At 46.6% G+C, this 15,398-nt stretch carries 13 protein-coding genes; 8 read left to right on the top strand and 5 right to left on the bottom strand.

The features are described 5' to 3' along the window. Positions 1–37 precede the first annotated feature (37 nt). Positions 38–943 (top strand): LysR family transcriptional regulator, encoded by a 906-nt coding sequence (locus R7E00_RS10425; protein WP_262606313.1) that lies wholly within the window; start codon positions 38–40, stop codon positions 941–943. A gap of 80 nt (positions 944–1,023) precedes the next feature. Here R7E00_RS10425 and gorA read toward each other — a convergent pair whose 3' ends face one another. Continuing rightward, complete coding sequence (gene gorA, locus R7E00_RS10430) at positions 1,024–2,379, bottom strand: glutathione-disulfide reductase (RefSeq protein ID WP_005379157.1); 1,356 nt, start codon at positions 2,377–2,379, stop codon at positions 1,024–1,026. Between the two features lie 259 nt (positions 2,380–2,638). Next, entirely contained in the window at positions 2,639–3,478 is an 840-nt protein-coding gene (locus R7E00_RS10435) for a 23S rRNA (adenine(2030)-N(6))-methyltransferase RlmJ (protein ID WP_005379158.1), read from the bottom strand. Between the two features lie 399 nt (positions 3,479–3,877). Between R7E00_RS10435 and prlC the strand changes: the two genes are divergently transcribed. Next, complete coding sequence (prlC, locus tag R7E00_RS10440) at positions 3,878–5,920, top strand: oligopeptidase A (RefSeq protein ID WP_262606312.1); 2,043 nt, start codon at positions 3,878–3,880, stop codon at positions 5,918–5,920. A 66-nt stretch (positions 5,921–5,986) separates the two neighbouring features. Here the strand turns inward: prlC and asnC are convergent, their stop codons facing one another. Then, entirely contained in the window at positions 5,987–6,451 is a 465-nt protein-coding gene (gene asnC / locus R7E00_RS10445) for a transcriptional regulator AsnC (RefSeq protein WP_005389595.1), read from the bottom strand. A 113-nt stretch (positions 6,452–6,564) separates the two neighbouring features. Here asnC and R7E00_RS10450 point away from each other — a divergent pair, with 113 nt between their 5' ends. From R7E00_RS10450 to R7E00_RS10460, 3 genes are all read left to right on the top strand, one after another. Continuing rightward, positions 6,565–9,690 carry an EAL domain-containing protein gene (locus R7E00_RS10450; protein ID WP_262606311.1) on the top strand — a complete coding sequence of 1,042 codons (3,126 nt, stop codon included), beginning with the start codon at positions 6,565–6,567 and terminating at the stop codon, positions 9,688–9,690. A gap of 89 nt (positions 9,691–9,779) precedes the next feature. Continuing rightward, complete coding sequence (locus R7E00_RS10455) at positions 9,780–10,559, top strand: class I SAM-dependent methyltransferase (RefSeq protein ID WP_005379162.1); 780 nt, start codon at positions 9,780–9,782, stop codon at positions 10,557–10,559. Positions 10,560–10,745: 186 nt separating this feature from the next. Then, positions 10,746–11,318: a hypothetical protein gene (locus R7E00_RS10460; protein ID WP_262606310.1), complete on the top strand. Its 573-nt coding sequence runs from the start codon at positions 10,746–10,748 to the stop codon at positions 11,316–11,318. A gap of 68 nt (positions 11,319–11,386) precedes the next feature. Here R7E00_RS10460 and R7E00_RS10465 read toward each other — a convergent pair whose 3' ends face one another. Next, a complete protein-coding gene (locus R7E00_RS10465) occupies positions 11,387–12,265 on the bottom strand; it encodes a carboxylate/amino acid/amine transporter (RefSeq protein WP_017635030.1) in 879 nt (292 codons plus the stop codon). A 64-nt stretch (positions 12,266–12,329) separates the two neighbouring features. Further along, the gene (gene uspA, locus R7E00_RS10470) at positions 12,330–12,755 is read right to left on the bottom strand and encodes a universal stress protein UspA (RefSeq protein ID WP_005379165.1); all 426 of its coding nucleotides are present in this window, start codon (positions 12,753–12,755) and stop codon (positions 12,330–12,332) included. A gap of 282 nt (positions 12,756–13,037) precedes the next feature. On the opposite strand from uspA, the gene ftnA reads away from it, so the two are divergent. The 3 genes from ftnA to R7E00_RS10485 all read left to right on the top strand — a co-directional run bounded on the left by ftnA (position 13,038) and on the right by R7E00_RS10485 (position 15,353). Then, positions 13,038–13,565 (top strand): non-heme ferritin, encoded by a 528-nt coding sequence (gene ftnA / locus R7E00_RS10475; RefSeq protein ID WP_005379167.1) that lies wholly within the window; start codon positions 13,038–13,040, stop codon positions 13,563–13,565. 91 nt (positions 13,566–13,656) lie between these two features. Continuing rightward, a complete protein-coding gene (gene uspB / locus R7E00_RS10480) occupies positions 13,657–13,980 on the top strand; it encodes a universal stress protein UspB (protein ID WP_005379169.1) in 324 nt (107 codons plus the stop codon). 179 nt (positions 13,981–14,159) lie between these two features. After that, the gene (locus tag R7E00_RS10485) at positions 14,160–15,353 is read left to right on the top strand and encodes an NAD(P)/FAD-dependent oxidoreductase (RefSeq protein ID WP_005382944.1); all 1,194 of its coding nucleotides are present in this window, start codon (positions 14,160–14,162) and stop codon (positions 15,351–15,353) included. Positions 15,354–15,398: the final 45 nt, after the last annotated feature.

Consider the following 15,398-nt stretch of genomic DNA (forward strand, 5'->3'; position numbering starts at 1 on the left):
TAAAAAGAGGATGATGAAATTCGCTAGGACTCAATGCATGAAGTCAGAACCATTTGAGCGCGTGACGCTGAAGATGCTGCGTTACTTTTACGAGGTCGCACAAACCAAGCATTTCACTAAGGCGGCCGAGAACCTCAATATCACCAATTCGCCGTTGAGCAATCGCATCAAAGAGTTGGAAGAGGTACTTAACGTCAAACTGTTTGAGCGTGATTCAAGAAACGTCATGCTAACGGAGGCCGGACGATTGTTGGAGTCCAAATGCCAACTGATTTTTCAGACCTTGGATGTCTCGCTCAATCAAGTGCAGCAAGTGGGGTTGAACCAGAGAAATATCCTGCGAGTTGGTGTGGTAAGTAGCGCATTTTGGGGCGGATTTGATCGTCTGTTACAGCGCTTCCATGCTGAGCATGGCACTTATCACGCCGACATTTTTGACCTTAACCCAGAGACGCAAAAGAAGCACCTTAGCGAGAAGAAAATCGATGTGGGCATTGTGCGTTTTGCTGATGCACTCAACATTTATCCGTATCAGTCGGTATCTTTGGGCAAAGATGTGTTTGTGGTGGCGGTGTCGGAGCAACATGAGTTAGCCAGCAAATCTTTGCTGCGGCTCCAAGATTTAAAGACGTGTGAGTTTGCGTTTATGAGTTTGGCGAATTCAGCCTCGGCAAACTTCATCATCAATGCCTGTCTGCAAGAAGGCTTTTCACCCCATATTGGCAAACAAGTGGTGGAGCCAAGCACCTTGATGGCGTATGTGGCAAACAGCAATACCGTGACGTTGGTGCCGTCGACGTTTTCTCAGCATCATTGGCGTGGGATTCGTTTTATCAAGCTGAAAGAGTCACTGCGTGCAGACTTGTGTCTGATTCATGATGGTAAGCAGGAGAGTGCTATTAAAGCCGAGTTTATTCGCACATTATTAGAGAATGCGAGTTAAGCATGGGATAACAAAAAAGGTCATCCTAAGATGACCTTTTCAAATGATTCGCTGAAATCAGCAATGCGATTAGCGCGCAATTAACGCATCGTTACGAACTCTTCTGAGCCCGTTGGGTGGATAGCCACAACAGAGTCGAAGTCTGCTTTAGTTGCGCCCATCTTCATTGCTACGCCGAAGCCTTGGATCATTTCATCTACCGTGAAACCGATGCCGTGTAGACCAACAACCGTTTCTTCTTCACCCGCACATACAAGCTTCATCTTACATGGTTGACGGTGCTTAGTAACAGCGGTGTACATCGCCGTGAAGCCAGATGTGTAGACTTTGATGTTGTCTTTGCCGTACTTCTCTTCCGCTTCTTGCGTTGTAAGACCGATAGTGCCGATTGGTGGGTGGCTAAATACCACAGTTGGTACCAAATCGTAGTCCATCTTCGCGTTTGGTTTGTTGTTGAACAAACGCTCAGAAAGTTGACGACCCGCTTTCACTGCTACTGGTGTTAGCTCGATACCGCCTTCCATGATGTCACCCACACAGTAGATGCCTTTCACGTTGGTTTCTTGGTATTCGTCTACCTTAATGTAGCCTTTTTCGTTCGTTGCAACACCAGTTGACGCTAGGTTGATTGCGTCAGTTGCTGGGTGACGACCGATTGCCCAAATCAGTTGGTCAACGTTTTGGCTTTCACCGTTTTCTAGGTGCAGAGTTAGGCTGCCATCGGCTTCTTTTACCACTTCTTTTGGTACAGAGTGGGTGTGCAGTTTTGGACCTTCTGCGTCCATCACTTCAACCAACGTATCGATGATCATTGGATCGAAGCTACGCAGTGGTGACTCTTTACGTACGAACAGGTGCGTTTCTGTACCTAGCGCGTGCAGTACGCCAGCAATTTCAACTGCGATGTAGCCAGCACCCACAACCGCAACGCGTTTTGGTTGCTCTGCTAGGTCGAAGAAGCCGTTTGAATCGATGCCGTATTCAGCGCCTGGAATGTTTGGAATAGTAGGACGACCACCAACCGCGATCAGGATGTGATCTGCTGTGTAGTGTTCACCGTTTACTTCGACAGTTTTTTCGTCAACAAACTTAGCAAAGCCTTTAATCACGTTTACTTTGTTGTTGCCAAGAACGCGATCGTAAGATTGGTGAATACGACCGATGTATGCCTGACGGCTCTCAACCAGTTTGCTCCAGTCGAAACCTTTCACGTCGACATCAAAACCGTAATCTTCTGCGTACAGGTTCATTGCTTCTGCGATTTGCGCGCCATGCCACATCACTTTTTTCGGTACACAACCTACGTTGACACAGGTACCGCCAAGGTCTTGAGCTTCGATTAGCGCAACTTTCGCGCCGTACATCGCCGCACGGTTTGCAGATGCGATGCCGCCACTGCCGCCACCGATACAGATATAGTCAAAATGAGTCGCCATTACTTTCTCCAAGAGCTTATAAATTTTATCTGGTACATAGATAGATTGGGATGACCTTGCCCGAACTCAATGCCACCGTTATCCCACTATCATAAATCGAATTCGACTAATTCCTAAATGGGAAAAAGCGACAATACTTATGACAAATAGCGATGAGAGGCACAAAAAGAAGAATAAGCACGATTGTAGGGAGAAGGTGAGAGCATAAAAAAGCGCAACGAGAATATCGTTGCGCTTGAAGATAGCAGTACTGAAGTGCTTACTCTGGCACAATCCAGTCCACTTTCCAGTGGCCAGTTGCTGGTGCGATCGCGTCTTGCAGGAATGGCAGAATCTCTTTCATCTGGCTTTCCAGTTTCCATGGCGGGTTAATCACAATCATGCCGGATGCCGTCATGCCGCGCTCGTTGGTATCTGGTGCAACACCTAACTCGATTTGCAGAATTTTACGAATACCGAGTGCTTCCAAACCTTCGATCATATCTTCGATGTCGTGACGGTTTACCACTGGGTACCAAATCGCGTAGATACCGGTTGCCCAACGTTTATGGCTCTGATGAATCGCTCGCACCACATCGCGGTACTCTTTCGCGAGTTCGTATGGTGGGTCAATCAGCACCAAACCACGACGTTCTTGTGGCGGTAAGCTTGCTTTGAGGCGTTGGAATCCGTCTTCTTTGAAGATGCTCACTTGGCGATCACGATGGAATTCTTGCTCTAACAATGGGTGATCGGCCGGGTGCAACTCGGTCAGCACCATGCGATCTTGTGGGCGGATTTGCGCGCGCGCCACACGTGGTGAGCCTGGGTAGTAACGCAGCTTCTCGCCATTGTTGAGCACTTTAATGGCATCGATGTAGCTTTTGATGTCTTCGGGAATGCTTGGGTTATCCCAAATACGTGCGATGCCTTGTTTGTATTCGCCCGTTTTTTCAGACCATTCGTGAGTCAGATCGTAACGGCCCACACCCGAGTGGGTATCGTGATAAACGAATGGCTTATCTTTTTGTTTCAGCGCATCAAGAATGAGGCTTTGAACGATGTGTTTGACCACGTCGGCATGGTTGCCAGCGTGGAAGCTGTGGCGGTAACTTAACAAATTAAACTCTCGAAACACTCTTTGGTTGAGTGTGGTCTGTGATTTTCACTCTATGGCGGTATTATACTCAAGTAACTTAAAGATGTAGAACTTCCAATCAAATCTGTTCCTCTGATAAGGGGACGCTATTGAAATTTCTTTAAGTCACCCACACTTACTATTGGTAATCGAATTGAACTAGGTGAGTTTCTCGCACTCAAAAGGGTGTGAAATCTCATTTAGGTATAACAAGACTCAAGGACAGAGTAGCGCTGGTTGACTATAAGATGGTCATCGCGGCATAGAGAAAGGGAACGGAGCTCCCCCAATCCATGTTGCTGGCTCGTCTGTACATTGAGTTGGCCTATCTACACAAAATAGACAGGCAATCACAGAGTCAAAACACAAAAGGAATTATTCATGTCTAATCCTCTTCTGACGTTTACGGACCTACCTCCGTTTTCTCAAATTAAACCAGAACACATCAAGCCTGCCGTTGAGCAAGCGATTGCTGACTGCCGAGCAAAAATCGATGAAGTTCTACAAGACAACGCTCACCCAACTTGGGACAGTGTGATTGCGCCAATTGAAGAAGCGGATGATCGCTTAAGCCGCATCTGGTCGCCAGTGGGTCACATGAACTCGGTAGTGAACAGCGAAGAGCTACGTGAAGCTTACGAAAGTTGCCTACCAATTTTGTCAGAGTACGGCACTTGGGTTGGTCAGCATAAAGGGTTGTACGAAGCGTACAAAACCATCAAAGCGAGCGAAGAATTTGCAACGTTAACTCGTGCCCAGCAGAAAACCATCACTGATGCACTGCGTGATTTCGAGTTATCAGGCATTGGTTTGCCATCCGATGAGCAGCACCGTTACGGCGAGATCAGCAAACGTATGTCTGAGCTGAGCTCTAAATTCTCTAACAATGTGCTGGATGCCACCATGGGTTGGACCAAGCACATCACAGACGAGAAAGACCTAGCAGGTATGCCAGAATCGGCGCTGGCAGCAGCGAAAGCTGCCGCAGAAGCAAAAGAGTTAGATGGTTACCTCATTACGCTAGATATCCCATCTTACCTACCTGTCATGACGTACTGCGATAACCAAGAGTTGCGTAAAGAAGTGTACGAAGCGTACGTGACGCGCGCTTCTGATCGAGGTCCAAACGCAGGCAAATGGGATAACTCAGAAATCATTACTGAGCAGCTAAAACTGCGCCATGAAATTTCACGTATGCTAGGTTTCAATACTTATAGTGAAAAGTCGTTAGCAACAAAGATGGCTGAAACGCAGGATCAAGTGCTGGGCTTCCTGAATGACCTAGCGACACGAGCGAAACCGCAAGGTGAACGTGAAGTCGAAGAGTTACGTCAGTTTGCGAAAAGTGAGTTTGGTGTTGAAGAGCTGAACGTTTGGGATATCGCTTACTACAGCGAGAAACAAAAGCAGCACCTGTTCCAAATTTCGGATGAAGAACTGCGCCCATACTTCCCAGAGTCAAAAGTCGTGAGCGGTCTGTTTGAAGTGCTAAACCGCGTGTTTGGTATGATAGTAAAAGAGCGCGAAGGCGTAGACACTTGGCATGAGTCCGTGCGCTTTTTCGATATCTTTGATGCTGAAGGCACACTCCGTGGCAGTTTCTACCTAGATCTCTACGCTCGTGAACACAAACGTGGCGGCGCGTGGATGGATGATTGTCGTGGTCGTCGCGTTACGCTATCTGGCGAGCTGCAAACGCCGGTTGCGTATCTAACGTGTAACTTCAACCGTCCAGTGGGCGACAAACCAGCACTGTTCACGCACGATGAAGTCGTGACGCTATTCCATGAATTTGGTCATGGAATCCACCACATGTTGACGCAAGTTGATACAGGTGCTGTTTCAGGTATTAATGGCGTGCCTTGGGATGCGGTTGAGCTACCAAGTCAGTTCCTAGAAAACTGGTGTTGGGAAGAGGACGCTCTGGCGTTCATTTCTGGTCACTATGAGACAGGTGAGCCGCTACCGAAAGCGATGCTAGACAAAATGCTCGCAGCGAAAAACTTCCAATCTGCGATGGGTATTTTGCGTCAGCTAGAATTCGGCTTGTTCGATTTCACGCTTCACACTGAATATGACCCAGAAGTGGGTGCGCGTGTACTGGAAACTCTGGCGAAAGTGAAAGAGAAAGTCGCGGTAGTTCCTGCGGTTGAGTGGGCGCGTTTCTCACACAGCTTCGGCCATATTTTTGCTGGTGGCTACAGTGCGGGTTACTACAGCTACCTATGGGCTGAAGTGCTGTCGTCAGACGCGTATTCTCGCTTTGAAGAAGAAGGCATCTTCAACAAAGAGACGGGTCTAAGCTTCCTGAACAACATCCTAGAAATGGGGGGCAGTGAAGAGCCAATGGAGCTGTTTAAGCGCTTCCGTGGCCGCGAGCCACAAATCGATGCACTGTTGCGCCATTCGGGTATTGCGGCGTAAATTGAGCAAAAAACATCAAGGCCAACCGAACGGTTGGTCTTTTTTGTACATTTTTTATAAAAAATTTTACGGATTTACGTTGCGGTTTATCGGGTTCTGCAACGATATCAATGTCTCCGTGGACTGAACCTCATCAATGGCTTGCAGCTTGTCGATCAGTACAAATTGCAGCTCTTCAATCGATTTGCACATCAATTTGACGAATATGTTATACGCGCCCGTGGTGTAGTAAGCTTCAACGACTTCGTCGAGCGCGTTGAGTTTTTCTAACGCGGAGTGGTAATCACGAGCTGCATTGAGGTTAATACCAATAAAGCAGCACACATCGTAGCCAAGCTTTTTAGTATTGATGATCACCTCCGTTCCTTCGATGATGTCAGCCGACTTCATCTTCTCGATACGCACATGGATAGTGGCAGGGCTGACATCGAACTGCTTTGCCATTTCTGCGTAGGGCGTTCTGGCGTCAGCCATCAGTGTTTTTAATATTGCGCGGTCAAGGTCGTCGAGTTTCGGCAGGCTCGCATTCATACTATGATTTCCGTTAGGGATAGAGTTTTACCTCCCTTTTATACTCATAGCGGATAGGATTCACAAGGTTTGGCAGGAGTAACTGCGGGTTAACTCCGAGCTATGGAGATAATGTGCAGCGTTTTCTGGTTATTGCCGCGCTATGTTGGAGCGCGTTTGCTACGGCCTCAGATCCGAAGGTGTTGGTCGTGCACTCCTATCATCAGGGTTTTTTCTGGACGGACTCCATACAGCGAGGCATCGAGCAACAGCTGGGCGATCGAGCGCTGGACATGCGTGTGCTCTATCTAGACTCGAAACGTAACCAGAGTGAGCAGTTTTTTGCACAACTAAAATCCTTGTATCTTACGAAATTACGCAAAGAGCGATTCGATGCCATTTTAGTGAGCGATAACAATGCGCTTGAACTCATGCAGCGTTTAGCCCCAATCATCAAAGACACCCCAGTTATATTTAACGGCATTAATAACTACCATCCTTCTTTACATCGTTCTCTGAATGCAACCGGAGTCATGGAAGATGTCGATTTGGAAGCGAATCTCGCTCTTATTGAGCGCTTACATCCGAACTACACACAAGTTCTCATCGTCAGTGACCACTCGGTGACCGGTGAGGTGTTGCGTTATCAAATCGACAATTTTGTCCTCAAGTTCCCGCAATATCGAGACAAAATCGTACAACTTGTCCCAGACAGCATCATCGATCTAAAACAACAAGTCGCAAAACTGAGTTCCGATAAAGTCGTCTTGTTCTGGACCTATTACCGAGATAAACAAGGTATGGTTGGCAGCGAGCGTGACTGGGTTGGTGTCAACAAAGTCTCAAACGCGCCGCTGTTTATGGTGCATGACATTGGTTTGGGCCATGGCGCAGTTGGAGGGGTTATTCAAAGTGGTTATCGGCATGGTATTGAGAGCGCAGAGATGCTTGAGTTCGTTTTGGATAACCCTGATCAGCCTCTGCCTGCGGTGAAAAAAAGTGATTCTGAAATAAAGCTCGATTACCAAGCGGTAGCGCGTTGGGGATTGGGGGCTGAACAAGAGGTTTCTGCGGTATTTTTTAATAAGCCAATGAAGCTTTCTGAACGTTTTGCCAAGGAAATTCGCCTGTTTGGTAGCCTGTTTGTGGTGATGTCGGTGGTCATTTTGCTGATGGGTTATTATTTACAGCGGATGCGTCGAAGTGAGAGCGCTGCGCGAGAAAGCCAGGCTATTCTAGAATCGATTTTCGATCAGAGCATGCAGTATATGGGCATTTTGGATGCCAACGGTGTGCTTAAATCGGGCAACGATCACCTTCAATCCTTACTTTATCACCAAGGACTGCGTTTAGACCGACCACTTTGGTTTCACCCCAACTGGAGTGAAAAAGCACAAGCGTTGCTTGAGGAGTATTTCCACGCGCCTCACCATCAAGTGTCGACGTTTGAAGCTGAAATTTGGAGTAAAGAACACGGCGCATTGGTGTTAGAAGTTTCGCTCAAGCCTTTTTCTCAGCAAGTAGGGAATCATAAGCAATATTTGTTTGAAGCGCGCGATATTACCAGTCGTAAATTGATGGAGGACAAGCTCTACCAACGTGAGTCAACCCTACGCAACTATTACGAGCAGCAGCCCGTGATGATGGTGACGCTTGATAGTAATAACCGAATTCAAGAAGTGAATCGATTTGCTCAACTACTTCTTGGCTACAAACCGATGGACATGCTCGGACATCGCCTGAGGGAGTTCTATTTTGATGACAAAGTGCTGTTCCCTCGCCAAGTGTTATTGCAACCCAACCAGCAAGTGCATGGTGTTTGGCGACGTGAAGTCGAGTATCGTCATGCAAATGGTCATCGTGTTTGGGTGCGCGAGAATATTCGTCCGCTGAGTGAATCTGAGCAACTGCTGATTGTGGGCGAAGATATTACCGAAACCAAACTGCTCTCCGAGAAATTGGAATACCAAGCTCGCTATGACTTACTGACGGGGACTTACAACAGAAACCATTTTGAACTAGAGCTTAAGACCGCACTGTGCGAAGTGGACAGCCATCGTCGAGTCCACGCCATGCTGTACCTCGACTTAGATCAGCTAAAAGTCCTCAATGATACGGTTGGGCATGATGCAGGTGATGCGGCGATTCAATTCTGCGCCAGTATGCTGGAAGGCGTTCTGCCGTACAATTCCATCTTGGCTCGAATGGGAGGCGATGAGTTTGCGGTGTTACTCAAAGACTGTGACGAATATGGCGCCATCAATATTGCCAAACTGATCATCTCGACACTAAGCGAACACCTCTTTATTTGGGAAGACACACGCCTGTTCATCAGTTGCTCAATTGGTGTCCGTATCATCGATCATACCGCTGATACGCCACAAATGGTGCACGCTCAAGCAGACTCTGCTTGTCACGCCGCTAAAGAGCAAGGCCGTAACCGCTATAATCTATTCAGCTTAGATAACGAAGAGTTGCAGCGTCGTCAGATGGAAATGCAGAGCGTCAATTTGGTGCATGAGGCATTGTCGAATCAACGTTTAGAACTGTTTGCTCAACCGATAAAAAGCTTACAAAAGCACGAGACTCAAATGTATTTTGAGATTTTGGTGCGTATTCGCAATGGGTACGGTGATTATGTTTCTCCTGCGCTGTTTATCCCTGCTTCCGAGCGTTACAACATTGCCCATTGGATTGATAAGCAGGTTATTACTCAAACGCTAGAGTGGTTTGAACAGCGTCCTGAGGTGGTTGAACAGCTTGGTCGCTGTTCGATAAACCTTTCAGGTCAATCTATGGGGAATCAAGAGTTTATTGACTTCTTATTGGATCGATTGGAAAGTTCGACTCTGCCGTGTGAAAAAATCTGCTTAGAAATCACTGAGACAGCAGCGATGAGTAATCTGGATCAAGCCATTGAGCTGTTTACCAAGCTAAAGGCTTTGGGTTGCATGATTGCATTGGATGATTTCGGATCTGGATTATCTTCATTTGGTTACTTAAAGAAACTTCCTGTCGATATTGTGAAAATTGATGGTCTTTTCGTGCAAGATATCAACGTAAATGAAATGGACCGCGTGATGGTTCGTTCAATCAATGACTTGGCGAAACAGCTCGGTAAAGTGACGGTGGCGGAGTTTGTCGAAAATGACCAGGTTATGCAGCATTTGATAGACCTCGGTGTGGACTACGGCCAAGGCTACGGTATTGGCCATCCTAAGCCGCTTTCTGAGCTAGTGGAGCAACTGACGGTTGTATAACCTCTGCGTAGCAAGCTCAACCTAGCATTAATAGGTAACTTAGGTATACACTCAGCGCCAGTTACCTCGATTTTTATTGGAGCCTCCTTTTGCAACTGCAATTGATCTGTGAAAACCCGTCTCAACAATCTCATCTTGATGAACTCGCTGCGCGTTGGCAGCTTTCTCACACTGACGATAGCGATTTTGCTTTGGTGCTAACCACCGAGCGTTTGGAGCTACGTAAAGTGGATGAGCCAAAGCTGGGTGCAATCTTTGTGGATTTGATTGGTGGTGCGGTCGGTCATCGTCGCAAGTTCGGTGGTGGTAAAGGCCAGGCAATTGCGAAAGCGGCGGGGTTGAACAAAGGGGCAACGCCAACCGTGTTAGATGGCACGGCAGGCCTTGGTCGTGATGCGTTTGTGCTCGCCTCGCTAGGTTGTAAAGTGCAGATGGTCGAGCGTCATCCAGTAGTAGCGGCTTTGTTAGATGATGGCTTGGATCGAGCGAAACAAGACCCAGAAATCGGCACCTGGGTATCTGAGCGCATGTCGCTTATCCATGCTTCTAGCCATGATGCGCTGGAACAATTGGCGCAAGATAAAGACTTTGTCCAGCCAGATGTGGTGTATCTTGACCCGATGTATCCGCACCCAGAAAATAAAAAGAAGTCGGCGCTCGTAAAAAAAGAAATGCGCGTTTTCCAATCGTTGGTTGGCGCCGATTTGGACGCCGATGGCCTACTAGAACCAGCCATGGCGTTAGCCACAAAGCGTGTAGTAGTTAAACGCCCAGACTATGCTAACTGGCTGAACGAGAAAAAACCGACCATGGCGATTGAAACGAAAAAAAATCGCTTCGATGTCTACGTTAAAGCATCGATGGCATAACTTCCTGACGGCTCAACTTTTCTTGTCACAGTATGGTGTATCGTGCTGTGACTCAGCCTCTCTTTCCTCGTCTCTATTGATAGTTTTCTCTTGCTAATTCCCTTCCCTGACTGTATATCTAACTAAGAATTATTATTATTTCACTTGTTGTGATGCGGTCGATAACTGGGAAGCTGGAGTAGTAGAATGGCTAAACGTTTATGTAAAATGAGTCGCAAACAGATCGCGGCAGAACTTGGTGATATCCATCGTTTAGTTGTCGCACCAAAATTCGTTTGTCGTTCTTGCGCACGCTCTTCATCGGCCAAAGATACCCTTTGTAAGCCAGCCGCAATTCCTCCACAAAAATGCCAAGACAAGCCATTGAGTGAGCAACAAGCATGTGGCTTATTGGTTGAAGCTCTGCCATCACAAGCGATTCCAGTGACCACGAAACAAAGCAACGAAAAAGCCGCGATTGTGAAGCGTGTTGTTGAGCGTGTGAAAGAGAAAAAACAAGCCGAAAAATCTCCGGAGCCAGTAAGAGCCGACGCACCAGTATGGTTTGATTTAGCGGATAAAAAATCGCTCAAGAAAGCGAAAAAAGCACTGAAAAAGTACTATAAGCAGCAAAAGAAGTTGCTAAAAGTGGCGAAAAAACAACAAAAGTTACTTAAGCGTCAGCGCAAGCTTGAAGCGCGCAATGCGAAACTAGAAGTGCTGCTGCCAACGCCACCTAATGCTTTGATGAACGCAATCTCACAAGCCAAAGTGCATTAATCAAACAAAAAACGCTCTCCAGTCGGAGAGCGTTTTTTATTGTCGAAATGTTTATAGGATTAGCTGCGTTACTTATTGGCGTAACTCATCTCTACGCGCTTTTTCACCCAGGTTTCGTTAATCCATAGGGATAGCATGATGATCGCACCGCCAATGGCGAGTCGCATGACATCAACATCGCGGTTCCAAATCACAATGTTTACAATCAAGCCCGCCGGAACCAATGCATTGTTCATTACTGCCAGTGCACCTGCGTTCACCATAGTCGCGCCTTTGTTCCAAGCAAAGTAACCAAAACCAGAAGCAATCAACCCAAGGTATGTCAGAATGCCCCATTGTGTTGCAGTGGTAGGTAGTTTGTCGAGGTTACCCATGAGCGCGAAAGCCACGGTTGCTACACAAAGTGCACCTAAGTAGAAGTAGCCAAACACGGTGTGTTGTGGCAAATCGACGGGTTCACTCTCCATGATATATTTGTAGCCCACCTGACCGATGGCAAAGCAGAGGTTTGCTCCTTGTACGACCAAAAAGCCCAGTAGGAAATCTTCATTAATGCCTGCAAATTTAATCCAGGCGGCACCAAATACGGCTATTGCAGCGGTAACTAAGTACCAAGGTGAAAAGCGACCTTTCAAGAAGTCATAGATTAGCGTGACGTAAATGGGTGTGAATACGGTGAACAGCAATACTTCTGGCACGGAAAGGAGCAAAAAAGATTGGTAGTAGAAGCAATACATCAAGCCGAGCTGGAAGCCACCGACGGTCATCAGTTTCGCGATCAGGGGTTTGCTAACGCCACGGAATTTCAAAAAGGGAATGAAAACCAGGCTCGCCAGTGCCACGCGCATGAACACCGAGAACCAAGAATCAACCTGACCGGCGAGGTAAACGCCGATCAGGCTAAATGAGAATGCCCAAAGTAGGGTAACTGCGGATAGATAAGCCATGGATGAGAATCTTTATCAACAACAAATGTGCCCGCAGTCTAACCAAGTTTTATCGCTGCGCCAATCAGTCTTTTAGCGGTACGACCAGCATATCGACTGGTGAGCAGTTAATCAGCTGTCGAGTCGAAGATAGAATCTTGCTCCAGAAATCTTGGTGATGACCACAAACCACCAAATCAATACTGTAATCTTGAATGGTATCGCACAGCTCATTACTCAAATCGCCACTACCGACTAAAGTATGGGCAATTGGGTATTGCGCATATTCAGCGAAGTTTGCCAATTGTGTGCGCGATGCTTCCATTGCTTGATGTTGCGCTTCTGCCATATTGATATCGATAAGCCCGGTGTAGAGTTCTGCGTAGTTCACGTCGATGTGAATAAAAGAGACTTTCGCATCCAGAGGTTTAGCCAGTGATACGGCTTTCTTAATCAACACTTTACTGTCGTCTGAAAGGTCGACTGCCACAAGTATGTGTTTGTAACTCATATTGCTATCTCCTTGTAAGGTCATAGTTTTAGATTAGCACCAACCCCAAAAAAAATTTGCTGAAGTGATCTCATATCGGTGCCGTAGGTACAAAGTCTTGTCTCAGTAATCATGTTATAGTGGCGTTATACCCAAGTGACTTTGATATGCTGAAATAAGCGTAGTGTTACTGACTAGAGTTGAAGTGAAACTTCGCCGTGTCTGCCAGACCAAGCTATTCTCGCAGCGTCATTTATTTCGAGGTTACTTGGGTATATTGCATGCACAATAATAGGAGTTAACATGCTGTCTCAAACTATGGTCGAACAATTGAATGAGCAAATTAACCTAGAATTTTTCTCATCCAATCTATACTTACAAATGAGTGCTTGGTGTGAAGACAAAGGTTTTGAAGGTGCGGCTGAATTTTTACGCGCTCACGCCGTAGAAGAAATGGAGCACATGCAACGCCTATTCACTTACGTGAGTGAAACTGGCTCAATGCCAATCTTAGGCGCTATTGATGCGCCAAAGCATGACTTTGCGAGCCTAGGTGACGTTTTCCGCGAGACATTTGAACATGAGCAAATGATCACGGAAAAAATCAACAAACTGGCGCACGTTGCATTTACTAGCCAAGACTACTCAACGTTTAACTTCCTACAGTGGTACGTGTCAGAACAGCACGAAGAAGAGAAGTTGTTTAAAGGGATTTTAGATAAGATCGAACTGGTAGGTGAAGACGGTAAAGCGTTGTTCTTCATTGACAAAGATCTAGCACAAATGGCGAAAGAAGGTTCATCTTCAATCATGGATGCTCCAGCTGCGTAAACGCGTTTTGGGACGTTGTAAGTAGCGGGTAAAGACGAAGTGTTGATCGTCTTTTTCTCTTGAGCATTGTTGAAGATGTAGGGAGGAAAAGATGATCAGTGGAGACACAATCTTATTTGCGCTAATGGTGGTAACTGGAGTTAATATGGTCCGGTATCTCACCGCTCTTCGTTCTCTAATTTATATCATGCGTGAAGCGCATCCGCTGTTATATCAGCAAGTTGATGGTAATGGTTTTTTTACCACTCATGGAAATGTCACCAAGCAGGTGAGGTTGTATCACTACATTAAAAGTAAAGAATATCATCATCACCACGATGAAATTTTTACTGGTAAGTGTGAAAGAGTGCGTGAATTGTTTGTTCTATCGACCGCGTTGCTCGGCGTGACGCTACTTGCGGCCTTCATTCTCTAAGAGTCAATAATCCAGAAGTTGTTCTGTCTGAGATTTTGCGGACATACAGAGCGCTTAGAGTTTAAGCGCTTTTCCCTTTCGGTATTTGTCGGTAGAATGTCGCGCCTAGAAAGCAAGGATGTGCAATGTGCACATCCTTTTTTATTTTGATTCGATACCAATCAGTCTAAGAGCTACCGATGAGTAAGAAATTTGATGTTGTTGTAATTGGCGCAGGCGCAGCAGGTTTAATGTGTGCTGCAGAAGCAGGCAAGCGAGGCCGCCGTGTTTTGGTGCTCGATCATGCTAAAAAGCCAGGACGTAAAATCCTTATCTCGGGCGGTGGTCGTTGTAACTTCACTAACTACGACGTTTCAGCTAATCACTATTTGTGTCAAAACCCGCACTTTGTTAAGTCGGCGCTCTCCCAATACACTAACTGGGATTTCATCTCGATGGTGTGTAAACATGGCATTGAGTTCGAAGAGCGTGATCACGGCCAGTTGTTTTGTGTCGATGCATTTACGGCCAAAGATATCGTGAAGATGTTGTTAGCTGAGTGTGACATGCCGAACATCGAGCAGCGTTACCAATGCGATGTTCATTCGATTGAAAAAATTGATGAAGGCTTTCGTTTGCATGCTGGTACTGAGATTGTCGAATGTGAGTCTTTAGTTATCGCAACAGGTGGCTTGTCGATGCCAAAACTGGGAGCGACACCATTTGGTTATAAAGTCGCGGAACAATTTGGTCTTCGAGTTATCCCAACCACGGCAGGGCTTGTACCATTTACTCTGCATAAAGAAGACAAAGAAGACTTTGCTGAGTTATCTGGTATCGCGGTACCTGCGGAAATTACGGCTGAAGATGGCACCATGTTCAAAGAAGCCCTGTTGTTCACACATCGTGGGTTATCTGGTCCAGCAGTGTTACAGATTTCTTCATTCTGGCGGGCCGGACAAAAGGTGTTGATCAATCTTGTGCCAAACGATGATGTTGCTGAGTTATTAGAACGCAGTCGTGAGAAGCATCCAAATCAGTCACTCAAGAATACGCTTGCCAAAGTGCTGCCTAAGCGTCTGGTTGAAGTCTTAATTGAACGTAAAGAGCTAGTCGATAAACCGCTAAAACAGTTCAATCAAAAGGAGCTTGCGGCGATTGTGGAGCGTCTAGAGCATTGGGATATCGCCCCGAATGGCACTGAAGGCTACCGAACCGCGGAAGTGACACTCGGCGGTGTCGATACTGATCACTTATCCTCGAAAACCATGGAATGCAAAGACATTAAAGGGCTTTATTTTATTGGTGAAGTGATGGATGTGACTGGTTGGCTAGGGGGCTACAATTTTCAGTGGTGCTGGTCGAGCGGCTTTGTTGCGGGGCAGTGGGTTTAATCAAACACCAAACGCAGCCTAACTGCATAAAAGATAAGATACAAA

It is taken from the genome of Vibrio sp. Vb1755, from assembly GCF_033338635.1.
In the GTDB taxonomy this organism is placed as follows: Bacteria; Pseudomonadota; Gammaproteobacteria; order Enterobacterales; family Vibrionaceae; genus Vibrio; species Vibrio alginolyticus.

Coding starts and splice junctions, on each gene's coding strand:
- R7E00_RS10460 (WP_262606310.1), top strand. CDS start 10,746: ATGGCTAAACGTTTATGTAAAATGAGTCGCAAACAGATCGCGGCAGAA.
- gorA (WP_005379157.1), bottom strand. CDS start 2,379: ATGGCGACTCATTTTGACTATATCTGTATCGGTGGCGGCAGTGGCGGC.
- prlC (WP_262606312.1), top strand. CDS start 3,878: ATGTCTAATCCTCTTCTGACGTTTACGGACCTACCTCCGTTTTCTCAA.
- ftnA (WP_005379167.1), top strand. CDS start 13,038: ATGCTGTCTCAAACTATGGTCGAACAATTGAATGAGCAAATTAACCTA.
- uspB (WP_005379169.1), top strand. CDS start 13,657: ATGATCAGTGGAGACACAATCTTATTTGCGCTAATGGTGGTAACTGGA.
- uspA (WP_005379165.1), bottom strand. CDS start 12,755: ATGAGTTACAAACACATACTTGTGGCAGTCGACCTTTCAGACGACAGT.
- R7E00_RS10425 (WP_262606313.1), top strand. CDS start 38: ATGAAGTCAGAACCATTTGAGCGCGTGACGCTGAAGATGCTGCGTTAC.
- asnC (WP_005389595.1), bottom strand. CDS start 6,451: ATGAATGCGAGCCTGCCGAAACTCGACGACCTTGACCGCGCAATATTA.
- R7E00_RS10465 (WP_017635030.1), bottom strand. CDS start 12,265: ATGGCTTATCTATCCGCAGTTACCCTACTTTGGGCATTCTCATTTAGC.
- R7E00_RS10485 (WP_005382944.1), top strand. CDS start 14,160: ATGAGTAAGAAATTTGATGTTGTTGTAATTGGCGCAGGCGCAGCAGGT.